This window comes from Ligilactobacillus hayakitensis DSM 18933 = JCM 14209 (genome assembly GCF_000615845.1).
Lineage (GTDB): Bacteria > Bacillota > Bacilli > Lactobacillales > Lactobacillaceae > Ligilactobacillus > Ligilactobacillus hayakitensis.
Genome location: NZ_BAML01000019.1, coordinates 1 through 19740, shown reverse-complemented (window position 1 = coordinate 19740; position 19740 = coordinate 1). Strand labels below are relative to the sequence as shown.

Below are 19740 nucleotides of genomic sequence, written 5' to 3'. Positions count from 1 at the left end.
ATGCTATAATAGGGGCAAGAATTTTTTAGAGAAGGTTAAGTATGGATAATCAATTAAACTATTATCGCATTGCGCGAGAAGAGTGGCGAACATTTTATCAAGATCATATTGTCAAATTAACAGAAGAAGAATTGGTAAATCTTAAAGCTTTAAATGATCAAATTTCAATGCAAGATGTCCAAGATGTCTATATGCCATTGGTACACTTGTTACGTTTACGCTTAGATACTCATCAAGCTGAACAAGATAAGCAAGCTGAATTTTTAGGAATTCAAGCTCAAAAAGTGCCCTTTATCTTAGGGATAGCGGGCTCTGTGGCAGTAGGTAAAAGCACGACTGCGCGTTTATTGAAGACCTTATTAAGTGAAGTTTTTCCTGACAAAAAAGTACAACTTATTACCACCGATGGATTCTTATATCCTAATGAAATCTTACAGCAAAAAAATATTATGAATCGCAAAGGATTTCCAGAAAGTTATGATATGAAAACGTTGTTGAATTTTATCAATGACGTTAAAAATAACCTTCCCGCCAAAGCACCGGTTTATTCGCATAAAGTTTATGACATTATTGCTGGAAAATTTGAAGAAATTAAGCAACCGGACATTTTAATCGTTGAAGGGATAAACGTTCTGCAACTTCCTAGCAATCAACAAATTTACATGAGTGATTTTTTTGATTTTTCAATCTATGTTGATGCCAAAGAACAATTGATTGAAAAGTGGTATCTTGAACGCTTTGAGACCTTGCTAGACCATTCAATGCATGATCCGGATAATTACTTCCATAAATATGCTTTAGGAAGTCGCAAAGATGCCTTAGTGATGGCGAAAAACACGTGGAAAACCATTAATTTGAAGAACTTACGAGAATTCATCTTACCAACCGGAGTCGTGCCGATTTGATTTTGCATAAAACGAACAATCATAGAATTGATGAGTTGTTATTGCGGAAATATTAGAATTATTTTTTAATTAACCCACAATATTTTGTTGATTTTACGAAAGATGACAGTTACAATAGGTAAAAAGTAATTTAACTAACGAGGTGACAGAACTTGGCTAATGACATGCAAGCATTTGATAAGATTATTGTGTTGGACTTTGGAAGTCAATACAACCAATTAATTACACGCCGCATCCGTGAATTTGGAGTTTATTCTGAATTACTATCACACAAGTTAACTGCTCAAGAGATTAAGGCAATGAATCCTAAAGGAATCATTTTTTCTGGCGGGCCTAACAGTGTATATGATGATGACGCGTTTAAAGTAGACCCAGAAATTTTCAATCTCGGGATTCCAGTTTTAGGGATTTGTTACGGGATGCAATTGATGAGTCACTTATTACCAGGTGGTAAAGTTGAAGCTGCCGATAATAAGGAATACGGTAAAGCAACAATTACAATCAAAGGTGATAATCCAGTAATGTTCAAGGATTTACCAAAAGAACAAACAGTTTGGATGAGTCACGGGGACTTGGTTACTCAAGCTCCAGAAGGATTTGAAGTTGTTGCGACAAGTGCTAATTGTCCGATTGCTTCAATTGCGAACGATGAAAAGAAGTTCTATGGACTTCAATTCCACCCAGAAGTGCGTAATTCAGAATTTGGAAATGATATTTTACGTCATTTTGCTTTCGATGTTTGTGGCGCCCAAAATAACTGGTCAATGGATGATTTTATTGACATGCAAATTGCTAAAATTCGTGAAACTGTTGGCGATAAAAAGGTTCTTTTAGGCCTTTCAGGTGGGGTTGATTCCTCTGTTGTTGGGGTATTACTTCATAAAGCAATCGGGAATCAATTAACAAGTATCTTCGTTGATCATGGTTTGCTTCGTAAAGGTGAAGCTGATCAAGTTATGGATAGTTTAGGTGGCAAGTTTGGGTTAAACATTATTCAAGTTGATGCCAAAGACCGCTTCTTAAACAAGTTAGCTGGAGTCAGTGATCCTGAAAAGAAACGTAAGATTATCGGTAACGAATTTATTCGCGTCTTCGATGATGAAGCAGCTAAGCTTGATGCATCGAATTCTTAGCCCAAGGAACGCTTTACACTGATATTATTGAATCAGGAACTGATACTGCGCAAACAATCAAGTCGCACCATAACGTTGGGGGACTTCCAAAAGATATTCAATTCCAATTAATCGAACCTTTGAATACTTTATTTAAAGATGAAGTCCGTGAATTAGGGGAAAAACTTGGTATGCCCCATGAATTAGTATGGCGCCAACCATTCCCAGGACCAGGACTTGGTATTCGTGTAATTGGTGAAATCACCGAAGAAAAACTCCAAATTGTCCGCGATTCTGATTTGATTTTACGAGAAGAAATTGCCAAGCATGGTTTAGATAAAGAAATCTGGCAATACTTCACTGTGCTTCCAGGCATCCGCTCAGTTGGGGTGATGGGAGACGGTCGAACTTATGATTATACAGTTGGTATTCGTGCGGTTACATCAATTGATGGGATGACAGCAGATTTCGCACAAATTCCATGGGATGTCTTACAAGAAATCTCAGTACGAATTGTAAATGAAGTCGCTCACGTTAACCGCGTCGTTTATGATATTACTTCTAAGCCACCGGCAACAATTGAATGGGAATAAAAAATAAAGCTACTAGGGTTTTCCTGGTAGTTTTTTTTGATGTGAAGCAATGTTGAAATTTAGCATATTCTCAATTAAGATTATAACAACCGTAATTAAGGAGGAATATTATGTCAGCATACGATTTTACCGTAAAAGATATGCAAAATAATCCAGTTTCTTTGAATCAATATGAAGGCAAAGCACTTTTGATTGTTAATACCGCAACCGGCTGTGGCTTTACCCCACAATACGAAGGCTTAGAAAAGCTATATCAAGATTATCAAGACCAAGGCTTTGTGATTTTAGATTTTCCATGCAACCAATTTGGCCATCAAGCTCCCGGTAGTATTGAAGACATTCATAACTTCTGTACTATGAAATATGATACAACTTTCCCACAATTCGCCAAGATTGATGTGAACGGCAAAAACGCTGATCCATTATTCAACTATCTTAAACAAGAAGAACATGGAATTTTAGGTAAAGACATCAAGTGGAATTTCACAAAGTTCTTAGTTAATAAACAAGGTGAAGTTATTAAGCGTTACGCACCTCAAGCTGAACCAGAAAAAATTGCTGGTGATATCGAAAAAATACTTTAATTGAATTAAGTTACTCATAATCCGGTAAGGAAGGTCAAATGAGATTTCTTTACCGGATTTTTTGTCTAAAATTTGTTTGTTATACTGGTATTAAGAAAAAATAAAGGAAGGTTGCTGATGGTAAAGAAACGAATTGAATGGGTTGACATGGCTAAAGCTGTGGCAATTTTGTTCATGATAATTGGCCACGAACTCAGTGGTGAAGCAAGGAATTTTATTTTTTCCTTTCATATGCCGCTATTCTTCATTTTATCTGGCTATACTTCACGAAAAATTACAAGTTTTGAGGGCTTCAAAAACAATGTTGCGAAGAACTTTAGGCGGATGTGGTTATTTGCCAGTTTAATGGTAATTTTGATGAATCTGGAAAGTTGGGTACTTAATCCAATACCAATGGATGAGTTTTTACTTCACTTAGTTAAGGGAATTTTTTGGGGCGCAAATATTTTGAAATATGATGTCACAAACGTTGGAGTCGTTTGGTTTTTATATGCCTTTTTTTGGGGGAAACTTATCTACGATGGTGTCTGTGTGCTTATAAAAGACTGGCACATTGAAGGGGGAATCTTTCTTTTTGGAGCAGCAATCGCATATCTGTTGGCACGAAAAGAATTGTGGTTACCTCAAACCCTCGACATTGCCTTAGTGGCCGCATTTTTCATGTGGATGGGTGCAGTGTTAAAACAGGCGAAATTCGATGAAATGAAGCACGAAAAATGGCTGTTAAGTTTGGCATTTATTTATTGGATTGTATGTTTGACACAAGGGTTAAGTTTAGATCTGTCAGTCAGAAGTTATCCGAAATTCTTAGTGACGATGCTTGAAGCACTTGCGGGGACTTTAGTGTGGATAAAAATCAGCAAGTACCTCTTGTTAAATCAGCTAACTCAAAAGCTAAGTTACTTTGGCAAGCATACAATGGTCTTGTTGTGTATACACCATCTTGATTTTTACTGGATCAAGTGGGGCGGCTGGATTCAAAGTGAATTTAGCCAAGTACTTTTGCGAACAATCCTTGATTTGACAGTGTTTTTTATTGTAATGGCGATCATGAAATTACGCCAAAAAATTAGCATGATATCTCTGTAACGGAATTAGTTACAGAGATATTTTTTGGTAATTTTAAATTATAACTAAAAGGAATGATAGTTAGTAAGATATGCAATAAAAGAATGAATATGGTATAATAGTTTTTGAGGTGATTTTGTGGAATTGAGAAATTTACGTTACTTCGTTGCCGTGGCGCGCGAAGAAAATATGACAAAAGCTGCCAATCAACTACACGTAACTCAACCGACATTATCAAAAGCATTGAAAAAATTAGAATCAGAGTTAGGAAAGAAATTATTTATTCGCCATGCTTTTCGGATCGAATTGACCGATGAAGGCATTTTGCTCCAAAAGCGCGCACAAGATTTACTAGCGATGGCTGATAAGATTGAACAAGAATTTCAAGGAATTAATGAAGTTACTGGCGGAGACGTGTATTTAGGGATGGCGGAATCTTACCAAGTTCGCTATTTAGCACGTTTTATTAAGGATTTCCGTCAGAAATATCCAGATTTTCGCTACCATATTTTGAGTGGTGATACCAATCAAGTTAATGAGAAGTTAGATAAAGGAATTTTAGATTTTACTGTGCTTGCAGAAAAGCCCGATGAACTCAAATATGATTATTTTGCACTACCACAAGAAGATAGATGGGGACTAGTTCTCCCACAATCCGATCGCTTAGCCCAAAAAGAGTACATTACATATGACGATTTGAAGAATTTACCACTTTTCGTATCGAATCAAGCAATTAAAAACGACTTCGCTAATTGGTGCAGTGAAAAACAATTAGCGGAATTGAATTTTGAAGGAACCTTCCAATTAAGCTATAATGGCAGTATCTTTGTTAAAGAAGGACTTGGATATTTATTAACCTTTGAACACCTGATTGCCACAACTGAATTAGGTTTGGTTTTTAAACCATTAGTTCCAAAGTTAACCACGACTTTATATGTTGCTTGGAGAAAACATCAGACCTTTACGCCAATTGCCAAGCGCTTTTTAGAAGAAATGCAAGCAGCATGGCAAGTTGATCCAAGTTAAAGGAGAAAGAAATGGATTTATTAAATTTAATGCAATCACATGTATCTGTACGTGATTTCGACAAGGCTCCATTAGACAAAAATGTTAAGGAAAAGCTAGTTTTAGCTGCTCACAGCGCTTCAACTTCTAACTTTGTTCAAGCCGTATCAATTATTGATATTACGGATATGAATTTAAGAAAGAAGTTAGCAGAAATTTCTGGAAGTGATGCGTATGTGATGAACACTGGTGCATTTTTCGTATTTGTAGCGGACTTACACCGTCAAGCCCACATCTTGGAGCAAAACGGCCAAAGTCTAGCTGGAGTTTCAAGTATGGAATCTTTAACGGTTAGTGTTGTCGATACAGCGTTAGCGGCGCAAAACATGGCCCTAGAAGCCGAAGCACTTGGATTAGGGATTTGTTATATTGGAGGAATTCGTAATGATATTTTTGAAGTTGCGAACCTCTTGAATTTACCCGATCACACGGTCCCATTGTTTGGCTTAACCATCGGCAAGCCTTTAAGTAAAAATGCGGTGAAACCAAGATTACCGCTCGCTAATTTTTATAGCGAAAACGGCTATGATGAAGCAAGTTTTACTGATTTACGTGCTTACGATGAAATTACAGAAAAATACTATGGTAATCGCCAAACAAACGAGCAAATAACGAATTGGTCAGAAAAGAATCGCGAATTCTTCGCTGAAATTCGGCGCCCTCAAGTTGCGGAATTCTTGAAAAAACAAGGATTTTCGTTAGAAAGCTAATTTTGTGGTACAATGAAATGTACACAATAACAACAACATGGGGGAAAAAATGAATAAGTATACTTTTGAAGGCTATCAAGACATGCCAGATGCAATGACGTTTGAAGAAATGAGCACAGCTTACCATGGCTTGATAGATGGTGTAGGTCAATGCGATAGTGAATGTGAGGAGTTATTTGATGCACTTTTGAATGCCGCATTTACTTATACAGATATGCGCATGCGATGGATGCGTTTTTCATTAGAACAAAAAGCGTCCCAAGATAACATTCGTACACAGATGCATAACGCATGTATCGCCGCCGTGACAATCATCGCGCGTTACATGCATCATCAAAAAAAAGATATTAAATGGGCTGAGATTGTTTGCGGTTTAAGCCAAGAAGATATTTTAAGTGGTAACATGGCTTATATGAATCTTCACCGCAAACGGATTGGTGATTTTATGAATTATATCGGGTTTGTTCATGCAGTGAACGCCCGCTAAAAATAAAGCTAGGATTTTTACGTCCTAGCTTTATTTTTTATTTATTTTTACTTTGATGCTTGAAGTTCAAGATGATTGCGATAAAGGCACAAAAAGCAAGGAAAAAGAACATCATAAAGACATATTTTCCACCGATAAATGTACGATGAGCAATTGAACCTACACCATTTTTTTGATTAATTGAAATAATCGCAGTTGCGATACTTACTCCAAGTGATCCAGCGAATTGTTGGAGCACGTTAAATGATGAGTTAACATCTGATGAATGCTTGTGGTCAACTAAAGTTGTCGCATTGGACATTGTGTTGGCAAATGAAATGTTAAAGCCGACGCGCACAATGATGTAAATTCCTAAAATAAACATTGGAGTCAGTAAGTTTTGAGTTAGAATAAAGCCTAAAGTACCAAGAACAATCATTGAGATTCCTAACATGATTGGACGTTTAGGTCCATAGTTATCAGCAACATGTCCTCCAATCGGAGCCGAAAATGCTCCGATAACTGAGCCCGGAAGTAAGATGAAACCGGCAAGCAGTGATGATGCCCCTAAAGCGTATTGGGAGTAAACAGGAATTGCGACTGATAATCCAATGTTAATGAATTGAAGACAAAAGTAGGTGAATCCCGCTAATGCAATCGAAGGATTCAAGAAAATTCCTAGGTGCAATAATTGAGATTTTCCGTGGTTGTTGGTAAAGATAAATGCGGCCCCAAAAACCAGACCGCTAAGCATAAATAACCAAAACTTAAGCGCAAAGCCAATACTTCCGATAAGTGACATCCCATAAATAAATGAGACTAAAGAAATGCCCATTAAAACAAAAGCAAGGTAACTAAATGGTTTATCATTTCCAGTTGCTTCGGTGCGAATGTATATTTGACCTAAAATCATGGCGATGATAATTAATGGTATTAATAACCAAAAGATCATACGCCAACCAAAAGCGCCTAAGACAGCACCGCCATAAGTTGGCCCTAAAGCAGGAGCAAATGAAATAACCATCCCCGCCATTCCTGTCATAACACCCAATTTATTACGCGGAATTTGCGTAAAAATTAAGTGGAACATAATAGGACTGGTAATCCCAGTTGCCATGCCTTGAATAACCCGGCCAACCATCATTAACCCAAAATTGTTAGTTGTAGCACAAATGATGATCCCAAGCGTAAACATCAAGGTTGCGGCTAAGTGTAAGTAGCGTGCTTTGAACTGACGGAGTAAATAAGCCGTTGTTCCCATCATGATTGTTACGGTTAAAAGGTAACCGGTGGTAATCCATTGTACTGATGACAACGGAATATTGAATTCTTTGACTAATGTTGGATAAGTAACGTTCATTGAAGTTTCGTTAAGAATTCCTAAGAAAGTCACAATCGCCGCACTAAAAATGGCTACGTAGATATTTTTTGATTTAACTTTTTCCATATTTTCCTCCTTTTCACACAAAAAGGCCGCCCTCAAGACAGCCTGTTATGGATTTTTTTTCAGCAAGAAATATTATAACACGAATTTGAACAGAATAAAGCAAAGAATTTCGATAAATTCTAGTGGTATACTAGAGAAAAAGCTGAATGTGAGGTAAGCAAAATGATTGAAAATGAAACGATTAAACACCAATTAAATCACAAAACAATTCGTAAATTTAAGGATCAAACCTTATCCAAAGAACAACTAACAACCCTTTATGAAGTTGCACGACAAACTTCAACCAGCATGTTTACTCAACAATTTTCGATTTTACATATTACGGATGACCAAAAGAAAAAAGCGCTGCGTGAAATTTCAGGTTAACCTTATATTGGCGATAAGGGCGATTTATTCATCTTTTTAGCTGATTTATATCGTAATGTTCAAATTCGGCGCCAACAAGGGTTTGATGACGGCCGTTTGCATACCGCAGACCTTTATTTCCAAGCGACTCAAGATGCGATTTTAGCGATGCAAAACATGATTAATGCCGCTGAAAGTATGGGCTTAGGGGTAGTAATTTTGGGGTCGTTAAATGATGATCCGAAGCGTTATTTAGAAATTTTGGATTTACCCGAAATGACTTATCCAGTGTTGGCGCTTCAAGTTGGTGTGCCTGATCAAGAACCGCAATTAAAACCCAGATTACCGCTTGAATTCACAACGTTTGAAAATGAATATCCACGTAATTTTAAGGTAGAAGCTTTAAAAGATTACGACGCTAAAGTTGAAACCTACTATGATTTACGTGATACTAATCGCAGAATTGACAGTTTTACTAAGCAAATTTCAGGACCAAAGCTTGAAACTAAGCACCTAAAAAGAGATGACATTATTGAAGCGCTGCATCAACAAGGCTTGGCGCTAGATTTAAATTAAAAAAATTTAGCGTGAAATATAGTGTATAATTGGGGAGGCAGAATATACAGGGGGATATTTATGAAAAAGAAATTAATGTTAACGACCGCGTTATCAATTTGCGCAGTCGCATTGAGTGCATGCGGCCAAAAACAAGTCCAATTCGATGACTTAGGTAAAAAGGAACAATCAAGTTATTTGAAGCAATCAAGTCAATTAGAAAAAGTTGATTTAAAAGCGGCTGAAAGTCAAAAAGAAGCAACAAAGCAAAGTTATGAAAGTTCAACTCCGACAGAAGCTAGTTCTTCATCAGCTTCAACAACCCCAAAAACCGCAAAGAGTGAATCTCAAAATGGTTTGCCAGTTGACCAAGCTTTTGCGGAAGCAGCTTTTAGAACTCTTTTTCCCAATTCAAGTGGAGCTGAAGTTGGCTTTAACGCAGTAGGTGGGAAAACAGTTGAACCTACTGCTGCAACAATTCATTACCCAGAAGGAACTTATGCGATTTACGGATCACCACTTGCTGCAGGAAATTCAGTAATTAAACGGATTAGTGATACGGAATTTATCGCGTATGCTTTTCCATCACACTATCAAGATAATAGATGGATGGATCAATCTTTTGCTGATGAACAAGTTAGCTCAATTCTTGCGAACGGAACTAAGCACAGTATTAATGAATAACATGAAGAAAAGACATATTTAGTAAGTTACTAGATATGTCTTTTTGTTATAATTAAGGTGTAATAAAAAGTGGGGGAATAAAAGATGCGAAAAAAATTAATATTATTTGCAGTAACAATAATGAGTCTTGGAACATTAGCTGCCTGTCAAAATAAAACTCGTCCAGTTGTAGAAGAAAAGACCAGTGTTTCAACACCGGCTTCATCATCTAGTAGTGCTTCTTCTTCAGTGAGTTCACAAAGCTCATCAGAAGAAAAGAAGAGTACAACTCCTTGGGATTCTAACAAAGATCAACAATTAGAGGCATTTATCAACTCATGGGCACCAACGATGAATCAGTCGTATCAAAAATATACTGGGGGAGCACCTTTACATACAATTGTTGGAACTGATTATCCGGATGTATTTAAAACAATGCCATTTGAAATGAACGGACAACGCATTTCTATAGGCTACACCCCAACAGGGAAAGGAAATTATGATTACAATGTAGTTGCGATTTACAACTATAATAAAAGGGCAATGGCTGGAGGCCATATCACTTATCTTTTTGCCTTTCATAACGGACAACCTGTTGCCTTAGTTGACCAAACAACAGAAGGTGGCGTGACTGTGGTTAAGCCAACAGCTAACCAACAAGTCGCTAGTTCTTTTGCATCAATTGCAGGAGGAAGTAGTACAGGTTCAACTTCTTCTAATCAAGAAGCAAGTAAATCAAGTCAGTCTGAAGGGACAGCAGTAACGAAAGAAGATTTGGCTAAAGCCTATTGGACTTTAATCGCTAAGCCTAAAGGGTGGGATGTCGAAAGCGTAATTAATGCTGTAGCAAGTATACATGTTACCAATGTCTCAAATATGCAACTAGAACCAGATCTTAGTTATCAAAATAATACTTATATACTTTCTTCTAATCCAATGAAAGATACTACTTATAGTGCTATCTTTCAAAAAGTTGGTCCAAATCAAGTTAGAGTGATTAATATTCCAATTGGGCGTACTCAAGCTTGGTTAGATGAAAATAAAGAATCAGTTAGAAATCAGATTAATAACGGACGGATTGTTAACCTAGAACAAGGGGAATACTACGTCATGAGAGAAATTAGAAACAAGATAACACAGTAGGAGTTTTATGGAAAATAAATTTAAAGCAGGCGTGATATTATTAGCCATGACAATGACTTTGAGTGCATGTAGTCAAAAACAAGTGTCTTTTGATGACTTAAGTAAAAAAGAACAAGCAAGTTATTTGAAGCAATCAAGTCAATTAGAAAAAGTTGATATTTTAACGGCAACTGAAAGTAAAAAACAACAAGCAACTACCTCAAGTAGTGAGGAAGCAAAAACAACAAGTCGTAGCGCAACAAGCTCAAGTTCACAAGAAGTTGTTGAAAATCTATCAACGCAAGTTTTAGGTGCGATTATCATTCAAGAAGATGAATATGAAATGTCAGTTGAGCCGTCAACAATGACATATGGAACAGTTGAAGATCCATATGGCGATGCTCCTGCGATAAAAGGATATGATTACCTTTCTCCAGGAGGAACTGGATCGTGGAATCTTTACTTTAAAAAAATTGGCAATCAAGTCAGCATCAAGCAAAAGCAAACTGGACCAGATGTTATTAATGCCGAAGCTTCGATGAAAGAAACTAGAGTATCTTATCAAGATTTGATTAATAAGTACTATTCTACACCAGAACAAAAGCAAAAAATTGATGGCATTGCAGCGCAAATAAAGCCAGCAACTGACGTATTCTAAAAAACTAGGTGAAATACCTAGTTTTTTTAATTTTATACGACTTAGATTGTTTAATTAAGCTTAAAAAAATGTTATGCTAAAGAAGTTAATCAATGAATCAAGGAGAAGAAAATGGAAGTTAAAAAACGTTTTAAAATGTACAAAGCCGGTAAAAGCTGGGCAGTGGCACCGTTAGTATTTTTCGGTTTAGCTGCAGGGGTAAATCTAACAACTACAGATGCACATGCTGACGTTAATACAGATAATCAAGCAGCAACACCAGTAGCAGTTGAAACTCCAACTCAAGGAGCACAAGATAATCAACAAAAGCAAGTTACATTAGATAATCCTGCTCCACAAGCTGCAACTAAAGAACAAGCAACACAAACTCAAGCTGCAACACAAACACAACCAGCAGCACAAGTATCTACAAACAATGATACAAAACAAGTAGCAAAAACCTCAGCTAACCCTGAAACAACGCCAGCTACTGTTACTAAAGATGACACAACTCAAGCAACACCAGAAGCTTCTACATACAAACAAGTTTATGAAAACAAGCACTGGTACTTAGTTGATACAAAAACTAACCAAAAACAAACAGGTTTCCAAGACATTAAAGACCAAAACAAGACGGTATACTATAACCAACAAGGTGAAATGCAATACGGTCAACAATACATTGAAAAAAACTGGTACTTATTTGATAAATCATCAGGTGCAATGCAAAAAGGTTTCCAAAACCTTGCACCATACGGTCAAAACAAGACCGTTTATTACAATGATCAAGGTCAAATGCAATATGGTTTCCAAGTAATTAACAATAATAAATATTACTTCGATAAAAGCTCAGGTGCCCGCGCTCAAGGTGGTCAAAAGAACATCGATGGCAAGTGGTACTTATTTGACAAAAACGGCGTAATGCAAATGGGCTTCCAATGGATTAACGACCAAAAGAAGACTGTTTATTACAACGACCAAGGTCAAATGCAATATGGATTCCAAACGGTTGGTGGTAAGAACTACTACTTCAACACTACTTCAGGAGCTCAATTAAAAGCTGCGGGCCAACAATACTTAAACGGTCACTGGTATTTATTCAATGATAAAGGTGAAGTAAAAACAGGCTTCCAATATATCAAGGACCAAAAAAAGACCGTTTATTACAATGACAAAGGCCAAATGCAATACGGTCAACAATACATCAATGGTTACTGGTACTTATTTGATAAATCATCAGGTAAGGTTCAAACAGGTTTCCAATATATTAAGGATCAAAACAAGACTGTTTACTATGATAAGAGCAATGCAAGAATGAAATATGGGCAACAATACATTGATGGCCACTGGTACTTATTTGACAAGTCATCAGGTGCAATGCAAAAAGGTTTCCAAAACCTAAAAGCTTACGGTCAAGATAAGACGGTTTATTACAATCAAGATGGTCACATGTTATATGGCCAACAAAATGTCAACGGTAAGTGGTACTTATTTGCTAAAGGCTCAGGTGCTATGCAAACTGGCTTCCAAAACTTGGCTGCATACGGTCAAAACAAAACTGTTTACTACAACAACCAAGGCCAAATGCAATATGGTTTCCAAACGATTGATGGCAAGAAGATGTTCTTTGATCGTGTCTCAGGTGCACAAGCTAAAGGCCAAAAGAACATTGATGGTAAGTGGTACTTATTTAACAATGACGGTGTGATGCAAACAGGTTTCCAACGTATCGCTAACCAAAACAAGACAGTTTACTACAACAATCAAGGTCAAATGCAATATGGTCAACAATACATTGATGGCCACTGGTACTTATTTGACAAGTCAACTGGTGCAATGAGAACTAGTTTCCGTTACATTCCTGAACAAAACAAGACTGTATACTACAATGAAAAAGGTCAAATGCAATACGGCCAACAATACATCGGTGGTCACTGGTACTTATTTGACAAGTCATCAGGTGCAATGAAGACCGGTGAACAATATATTGCTGATCAAAATAAAACAGTGCTTTACAACAGCCAAGGTCAAATGTTATACGGTGATGTTGACGCCAACGGATATCACTACAAGTTAAACAAATCAACTGGGGCTATCGAAAGCAAAGTTGTTAACAAGGCTGCACGTAATACATTAACTAAGCAAGGCAACCAAGTATACTACCTCGACGCTAATGGTAACCGTAGCCTTGTTGGGGGCGCTAATGCTTACATTATTAACAACAGCCTTCAACCAGTTAAGATTACTTATGGGTACAAAGGTCGTTTGATTAACAATGGAAATGCCGTTAATATTGATGATGTTGATATGCATTATAAAACAGCTAGTGGTAAGCCAACACGTGTAATCGTTCACGAAACAGCATCTCCTTACTCAGGAATTGATAACGACATTCTTTTTGAATTAAATGAAGGCGAGAACAAAGACCAAGGCTTCCACCAAGCCTTTGTACACGCCTTTATCGATGGTAACTACATTTACCAAATCTCAAATCCTGACTACCATGCATGGGGTTCTGGCGCTAAAGGCAACCCTGATTCTGTTCAATTTGAACAAACAGAAGTTCATGATGCTAAGTCATTTGCTAAGCAATTAGTAAATGCTGCTTACTATACAGCCACAATCATGAAGAATTACGGCATGACACCATCCGTTGCCCGTAACAATGGTGGAAAAGGTACTTTATGGACGCATAGTGATGTTAGTCGTTTCCAAGGTGGAACAGACCACTCTGATCCAGATGGTGGTGCAGATGGCGGTTACTGGGGACGTAACGGCCAACGATTCTTTGGCGCACGTTACACTCTTAACGACTTCTACCAATTGGTACAAACACAATTTAACAAGCTTTAATCTTAATGAAGCTAAAAAAGAAGTTGAATTTCCAACTTCTTTTTTGTTTTAGAGTAAAAAAAGAAGATAGGATGAAAAATAAGTTGAAAAAAGCACGATTAAAAAAAGTTGGTTTGACTTTTTTAACGATGTTATTAACATTAGGGCCGTTAACAAGGGTTCAAGCGCAAGCTCAAGATCAAATACCACAGGAAAATACAGGTGAAGTAAGTCAAGAACAAACAAAAAAAGTGACAGCCAAGGCCGCTGTAATGATAGATGCGCAGACAGGACAAATTTTATATCAGAAAAATTCACGTCAACTTTTGCCAGTGGCTTCTTTGACAAAAATTTTAACACTGGATGTTTTAATGGAAGATATTAAAGCAGGAAAATTAAAATGGAATCAAAAGATAACCGCATCTAAACCGGTAGCGAAGATGGCAGATGATTGGCGCTTTTCTAATGTTCCTTTAGTTGCAGGTCAACAATATACAGTCAAGTCATTAATTGAATCAATGATGATTGTTTCTGCCGATGGGAGTACCGAAGCATTAGCGATTGCGGATGCGGGGAGTACAGCTGCTTTTAACAAAAAGATGCAAAAAGTGGCACATGAAGCAGGAGTAACGGACGCTAAGATTTATAATATGATAGGGCTATCTAATGGTGAATTAGGTGAAATGAAACTTAAAGGCGTTGATAAGGACGTTGAAAATGGATTTTCAGCTTATGATATGGCTTTGATTTCACGCCATTTAATTACTAAGTATCCAGAAGTTTTAGATATTACGAAGCAGCCATTAGTGAATTTTACAGTGAGTCCCGGCAATGATTATATGATGGAAAATATTAATTATATGTTAGATAAAATGCCCTATGCTCCTAAAAATGGAAAAATGGATGGATTAAAAACGGGGAAAACTGATGCAGCTGGATATTGTTTTGTAGGGACGGGGATGTTTGCTAATCGTCGCGTGATTACTGTAGTGCTGAATGTTCCTGATGAATATCAAAATCAATTTATTGTCACGCAAAACATGATTAATAAAGTGATGGATAAGCAACAGCCGATAACGTTTGAAGATACCAAGACTTTACCAAAAAAATATCAAACAACAACAATTGCGGGTAAAAAAGTAACTCTTAAAGCTGAAGCAAAAACGGTTTGGTTACCCAAAAATACAGATATCAATAAAATCAAAGCTAAAGTTAATTGGGATAAAAAATCCAACCAAGCTGATACTTCTGCAGGACATTTAATGTTATTTCCAGAAAAATCACAACCAGTAACGATTAATTTACAAGTTGCCAAATAATGCCGATGAAAGCCTTTTCTATATAGTTAGGAAAGGCTTTTTTAACGCTTGCAAACTGTGTTAAATCGTGCCACAATATAAGTATAAACTGATTTAATAGGAAGTGATATTTAATGAAGCACTATATCGGAATTGCCGGAACTAATTCAAAAGCTTCAACTAACCTTAAATTAATGCAATATGTAAAAAAACATTTTAACAAAGATGTTGATGTTGAATTAGTTGATATTAGCTCATTGCCAGTATTTTTTAAAGGGACAGCTGATCAAGTACCAAATGAAGCCTTAGAAATTGCCGCTAAAATTGAAGCGGCTGATGGCGTAATTATTGCTACTCCAGAATATGATCACTCAATTCCAGCGGTCTTGATGAATGCTTTAGCCTGGTTATCATACACTAAGCGACCATTTATCGGTAAACCAGTGATGATTATCGGAGCTTCATATGGAACTTTAGGTGCTTCAAGAGCCCAAGCACACTTACGCCGAATTTTAGATGCACCGGAATTAAGTGCGTTAGTAATGCCAAGTTCAGAATATTTTTTAAGTCACTCACTTCAAGCATTTGATGAAAATGGCGATTTGAAGGATGAACAAAAAGTTGTGGAATTAGAAAATTTAATGAAGCAATTTAATACATATATTCAATTTGCAAAGAATGTTGATGTAACAGCTAGATTAAATAGTAGCCAAGCACAATATCTTAAAGTAGAAGAATAGGAGGCAAGTGATGAAATTAGTAGGAATTGTCGGAAGTATTTCTGAAAAATCATATAACCGTAAATTACTTCAATTCATGGCTAATAACTACAAGAATTTAGCTGATATTGAAGTCCTTGAAATTAAAGATGTTCCAATGTTTGAAACTGGGGTTGAACCTAATGAAGCTGTTCAATACCTTAACAACCGCATTAAAGATGCTGACGGGGTTATTTTGGCAACTCCAGAACATAACCACACAACTTCACCGGCTTTAAAGAGTGTAATTGAATGGTTATCATCAGCCCTTCATCCTTTCATCGATAAGCCAGTCTTATTGGTAGGGGCTTCAACAACTAAACAAGGTTCATCAAGAGCCCAATTAGACTTACGTCAAATTCTTGAATCACCAGGAGTCAATGCTTTGGTCATGCCTAAAGATGAATTTCTTTTAAGCAATGCTCATGAAGCTTTTGATGAAGATGGTAAGCTTAAAGATGAACGCACAGTTGGCTTTTTAGGAACGGTTGTAAAAGACTTTATTCAATGGGTAAATGTGCTCAATGCGATGCAAAAAAATAATAATATTAAAGGCGATTGGAAATCTGAAGACCTTAGTGCTTCTCAAGGAACTGATACAACTATTAATGGCGTTGATATGGAAGATCCTAACTGGGTAGAAAAAGCAGCTGAAAAAACAAATGCTGCAGAAGGTAAGGATTATGTGAAGTTAGACCGTGGGGTTTTGAGTGTTGACCAGTTGAATTGGTTCTTAACAACAATGCCTATGGAATTAACGTTCGCTGATGATAACAACCAATTCTTGTACTATAACAGAACAACGGATAATGGTCCTTCAATGCTTGCTCCAAGAGATCCAAGTCAAGCGGGTTCATCAATGGATTCAGTTCACCCAGACCGAGCTAAAGTAGGGGTGAAGCATGTAATTCATCAATTAAGAACACGTGAAACTGATTTAGTTCAAATGCCAGTTCCAGGAAATAAAATTAACGAAAAACATATTATGCATTACTATAAAGGGATGTATGATGAAAACGGCAAGTACCGTGGAGTTAATGAATGGGTCTTAGATTTATGGCCAATTGTGAAGTCATATTTAGAAATGACAGGACAAAAATTGGTTAAAGATGAAAACGCACCGGATGTAACATCAGGTGCTTCAAATAAATCAGCTAGCAAGATGCCAGGAATGCCTAAATCTGAGCCAGTTGATGCTGTTTTTGGTGCGTCAAATGATGATAGTGTTCCTCATTTACCAGTTAAAGAAGATCCAGTTCCAACAAGCCAACCGGAAGTAAATCCATATAGCTTAGAAGCAGTATTGGACGCAACATCTGGCGCTTCTGAAGATGAAGTTGTGGAAGAACCAAAGCAAGATTATCCAATCGAAGAAAACCAAACAGATGCAACATCTGGCGCCTCAGAAGAATAATATTATATAGTTAAAAGCCTTGGAGAAATCTGGGGCTTTTTTGAATTAAGAAAATGGCAATTTGAAAGCTAAGACTTATGGGATAATTCAAAATTGCGATAAAAGATGGTTAAGATGGGTGTTCCTATGGTAGGGGACAGATATGCTTCACAAAAAGGATACTTAAAACTTTGATTACTATATTTTGGAAATAAAACAAAAGATATACTTTATGAGAAGAAATATAAAAAGCCACCCGGATTTCTAGGTGGCTTTATCTGATTAAAATAAAAAAGCTAACGATAAAACTACCGTTAGCATTCCGCAGGAGTAAGATTACAAACATTGTATTTACGCGGTAACGACAACAACAAACAACAACAACAACACAACGTTACCGCGATTTGATTTTTTGATTAAGTAAGAGAAATGATATAAAAGGTTTGTTCTTAACTCTGAATATAATATAACATATATTCCTAAATTGTGCAATCGGAAAGTGTGAAATTTCTGTGAAACTTCATAGGTTTTTTTGTTAAATTTAGTGGAATTCATTAAAATTGCACAAAAAATGTTAATTTTTATTAAATACGGGAAATAAAAAGGGATTTTGTATGTAATTTAGTTAATTTATAATTTTAGTGATAAAATAATTAGGATAAGAAAATAAAGGGAGGGAAGAAGATGGATCGAGAACAAAAAATAAAAGCGTTACAAAAAGAAGTTAAATTTCGATATGGCTCAATCATGATTCAGTTAATATTTGCGATTTTTTGTATTTCTAGAATTAAAGAAGTTTTTGACTGGTCTCTTGCTATCATTGCGGCATTTGAAATTACACTTTGTCTAAGCGATTATAATAAGATTCGGCGAAGTAAAAGAGCGTTGAAAGACTTAGGAATTAAATAAGGAAGTGATATTGTGACAACTTCAATGCAAGAATATCCTAAAACATGGAAGAAAACGTTTATTTCCTTATGGCTAGGATGCTTTATAACCGGACTTGGATTTTCAATGACAATGCCGTTTATGCCGCTTTATATGGAAACAATTGATCATTTTAGCAATGCCCAATTAAACTTTTATTCAGGATTAGCTTTTTCAGTAACCTATCTAGCTCAAGCAATTGTTTCACCTTACTGGGGAAGTTTGGCTGATCGTAAAGGAAGAAAGTTAATGTGCTTGAGAGCTTCTGGTGTAATGACATTTACGATTGCCTTAGTTGGATTGGCACACAATGTTTGGACGATTATTATTTTAAGATTAATTCAAGGAGCTTTTTCAGGATATATTAATAATGCAACCGCCTTTATGGCTGGAGAAACTCCAAGACAACGCTCTGGTTCAGTTATGTCAAACATGATGACAGCAACGGTTTCAGGGAATCTTTTGGGCCCTATTTTTGGTGGGGCTTTAGCTGGAGCATTTGGTTATCGCATTCCATTTTTCATTACGGGATTTTTAATGGCGATTGCCTTTTTATTAACTTTATTTAATACAAAAGAACATTTTACACCAGTTCCTAAACGTGAAATGAAGCCAATGAAAGAACTATTCGCTCAAGTACCAAACTTGAAGTTAATTATTGTGATGTTTATTTCTACAATGACAATTAACGCGTCATTACTTTCAATTTCACCGATTGTTAGTTTATTAGTAAAGCAATTAATGCATGGACAAGGTAATGTTTCGCTAGTAAGTGGGATCATTGCGGCCGCTCCTGGATTTGGAACGTTATTAGTTGCAAAAAAAGTTGGAGATTTAATTGATAAGATTGGACCACAAAAGGTATTAACAGTTGGGATGATTGCGAGTGTCATCATCTTTATTCCAATGTTTTTTGTTAGTTCACCATTATGGCTAGGAATTTTACGCTTTATTTTTGGAATTGCTAACGCCGCTTTAATGCCAGCGGTACAAACCGTTATTACAGTGAATGTTCCCCCTGAAGCCTTTGGTCGAATTTTCTCATACAACCAATCCTTCCAAGCAAGCGGAGGGGTTATTGGACCACTTTTAGGTTCAAGTGTTTCAAGTATCTTTGGCTATCAAGCAGTTTTTTTATTTACAGCGCTATTTATCGGTGTTGATTTATGTCTTGTTATGTGGGCTCGAAAAATATCAGATAAATAAAAACAGCTCGGATTTAATCCGAGCTGTTTTTTGTAGAAAGTTATTTAAGTGGAC

The 19740-nt window shown here is 36.5% G+C and carries 15 protein-coding genes and 3 pseudogenes; 17 read left to right on the top strand and 1 reads right to left on the bottom strand.

Going from position 1 to position 19740, the window contains the following annotated elements:
• Positions 1–41: 41 nt before the first annotated feature.
• The 7 genes and pseudogenes from coaA (at position 42) to JCM14209_RS06030 (ending at position 6524) form a co-directional block, all read left to right on the top strand.
• Positions 42–961: pseudogene (coaA, locus tag JCM14209_RS09270) on the top strand (type I pantothenate kinase).
• 108 nt (positions 962–1069) lie between these two features.
• Positions 1070–2610: pseudogene (gene guaA, locus JCM14209_RS09265) on the top strand (glutamine-hydrolyzing GMP synthase).
• Between the two features lie 110 nt (positions 2611–2720).
• On the top strand, positions 2721–3194 hold the full coding sequence (locus JCM14209_RS06050) for a glutathione peroxidase (RefSeq protein ID WP_025022650.1): 474 nt from the start codon (positions 2721–2723) through the stop codon (positions 3192–3194).
• Positions 3195–3311: 117 nt separating this feature from the next.
• On the top strand, positions 3312–4283 hold the full coding sequence (locus JCM14209_RS06045; RefSeq protein WP_025022649.1) for an acyltransferase family protein: 972 nt from the start codon (positions 3312–3314) through the stop codon (positions 4281–4283).
• A gap of 117 nt (positions 4284–4400) precedes the next feature.
• Complete coding sequence (locus JCM14209_RS06040; RefSeq protein ID WP_025022648.1) at positions 4401–5288, top strand: LysR family transcriptional regulator; 888 nt, start codon at positions 4401–4403, stop codon at positions 5286–5288.
• An 11-nt stretch (positions 5289–5299) separates the two neighbouring features.
• Positions 5300–6037: an oxygen-insensitive NADPH nitroreductase gene (gene nfsA, locus JCM14209_RS06035; RefSeq protein WP_025022647.1), complete on the top strand. Its 738-nt coding sequence runs from the start codon at positions 5300–5302 to the stop codon at positions 6035–6037.
• Between the two features lie 49 nt (positions 6038–6086).
• Positions 6087–6524, top strand: coding sequence for a hypothetical protein (locus JCM14209_RS06030; protein WP_025022646.1), 438 nt, complete (start codon positions 6087–6089; stop codon positions 6522–6524).
• Positions 6525–6561: 37 nt separating this feature from the next.
• Here the strand turns inward: JCM14209_RS06030 and JCM14209_RS06025 are convergent, their stop codons facing one another.
• Positions 6562–7950 (bottom strand): MFS transporter, encoded by a 1389-nt coding sequence (locus tag JCM14209_RS06025; protein WP_025022645.1) that lies wholly within the window; start codon positions 7948–7950, stop codon positions 6562–6564.
• A gap of 162 nt (positions 7951–8112) precedes the next feature.
• On the opposite strand from JCM14209_RS06025, the pseudogene JCM14209_RS09260 reads away from it, so the two are divergent.
• The 10 genes and pseudogenes from JCM14209_RS09260 (at position 8113) to JCM14209_RS05975 (ending at position 19686) form a co-directional block, all read left to right on the top strand.
• Positions 8113–8871: pseudogene (locus JCM14209_RS09260) on the top strand (NADPH-dependent oxidoreductase).
• Positions 8872–8931: 60 nt separating this feature from the next.
• Complete coding sequence (locus tag JCM14209_RS06015; protein WP_025022644.1) at positions 8932–9534, top strand: YdeJ family lipoprotein; 603 nt, start codon at positions 8932–8934, stop codon at positions 9532–9534.
• Between the two features lie 84 nt (positions 9535–9618).
• Positions 9619–10656 (top strand): DUF4767 domain-containing protein, encoded by a 1038-nt coding sequence (locus tag JCM14209_RS09710; protein WP_025022643.1) that lies wholly within the window; start codon positions 9619–9621, stop codon positions 10654–10656.
• Positions 10657–10663: 7 nt separating this feature from the next.
• Entirely contained in the window at positions 10664–11293 is a 630-nt protein-coding gene (locus JCM14209_RS06005; protein WP_025022642.1) for an Lreu_0056 family protein, read from the top strand.
• Positions 11294–11404: 111 nt separating this feature from the next.
• Positions 11405–14125, top strand: a complete 2721-nt coding sequence (locus JCM14209_RS09250; protein WP_025022641.1) for a KxYKxGKxW signal peptide domain-containing protein — start codon at positions 11405–11407, stop codon at positions 14123–14125.
• An 83-nt stretch (positions 14126–14208) separates the two neighbouring features.
• Positions 14209–15423 (top strand): serine hydrolase, encoded by a 1215-nt coding sequence (locus JCM14209_RS09245; RefSeq protein WP_225349694.1) that lies wholly within the window; start codon positions 14209–14211, stop codon positions 15421–15423.
• Positions 15424–15536: 113 nt separating this feature from the next.
• A complete protein-coding gene (locus JCM14209_RS05990) occupies positions 15537–16142 on the top strand; it encodes an NADPH-dependent FMN reductase (protein WP_025022640.1) in 606 nt (201 codons plus the stop codon).
• 10 nt (positions 16143–16152) lie between these two features.
• A complete protein-coding gene (locus JCM14209_RS05985) occupies positions 16153–17574 on the top strand; it encodes an NAD(P)H-dependent oxidoreductase (RefSeq protein WP_025022639.1) in 1422 nt (473 codons plus the stop codon).
• A gap of 663 nt (positions 17575–18237) precedes the next feature.
• Positions 18238–18462, top strand: a complete 225-nt coding sequence (locus JCM14209_RS05980) for a hypothetical protein (protein WP_025022638.1) — start codon at positions 18238–18240, stop codon at positions 18460–18462.
• 24 nt (positions 18463–18486) lie between these two features.
• Positions 18487–19686, top strand: coding sequence for an MFS transporter (locus tag JCM14209_RS05975; RefSeq protein WP_035520069.1), 1200 nt, complete (start codon positions 18487–18489; stop codon positions 19684–19686).
• Positions 19687–19740: the final 54 nt, after the last annotated feature.

Excerpts from the sequence above, each read along its gene's own strand:
- JCM14209_RS06050 (WP_025022650.1), top strand. The coding sequence starts at position 2,721 with ATGTCAGCATACGATTTTACCGTAAAAGATATGCAAAATAATCCAGTT.
- JCM14209_RS06045 (WP_025022649.1), top strand. The coding sequence starts at position 3,312 with ATGGTAAAGAAACGAATTGAATGGGTTGACATGGCTAAAGCTGTGGCA.
- nfsA (WP_025022647.1), top strand. The coding sequence starts at position 5,300 with ATGGATTTATTAAATTTAATGCAATCACATGTATCTGTACGTGATTTC.
- JCM14209_RS06030 (WP_025022646.1), top strand. The coding sequence starts at position 6,087 with ATGAATAAGTATACTTTTGAAGGCTATCAAGACATGCCAGATGCAATG.
- JCM14209_RS06025 (WP_025022645.1), bottom strand. The coding sequence starts at position 7,950 with ATGGAAAAAGTTAAATCAAAAAATATCTACGTAGCCATTTTTAGTGCG.
- JCM14209_RS06015 (WP_025022644.1), top strand. The coding sequence starts at position 8,932 with ATGAAAAAGAAATTAATGTTAACGACCGCGTTATCAATTTGCGCAGTC.
- JCM14209_RS09710 (WP_025022643.1), top strand. The coding sequence starts at position 9,619 with ATGCGAAAAAAATTAATATTATTTGCAGTAACAATAATGAGTCTTGGA.
- JCM14209_RS06005 (WP_025022642.1), top strand. The coding sequence starts at position 10,664 with ATGGAAAATAAATTTAAAGCAGGCGTGATATTATTAGCCATGACAATG.
- JCM14209_RS09250 (WP_025022641.1), top strand. The coding sequence starts at position 11,405 with ATGGAAGTTAAAAAACGTTTTAAAATGTACAAAGCCGGTAAAAGCTGG.
- JCM14209_RS05990 (WP_025022640.1), top strand. The coding sequence starts at position 15,537 with ATGAAGCACTATATCGGAATTGCCGGAACTAATTCAAAAGCTTCAACT.
- JCM14209_RS05985 (WP_025022639.1), top strand. The coding sequence starts at position 16,153 with ATGAAATTAGTAGGAATTGTCGGAAGTATTTCTGAAAAATCATATAAC.
- JCM14209_RS05980 (WP_025022638.1), top strand. The coding sequence starts at position 18,238 with ATGGATCGAGAACAAAAAATAAAAGCGTTACAAAAAGAAGTTAAATTT.
- JCM14209_RS05975 (WP_035520069.1), top strand. The coding sequence starts at position 18,487 with ATGCAAGAATATCCTAAAACATGGAAGAAAACGTTTATTTCCTTATGG.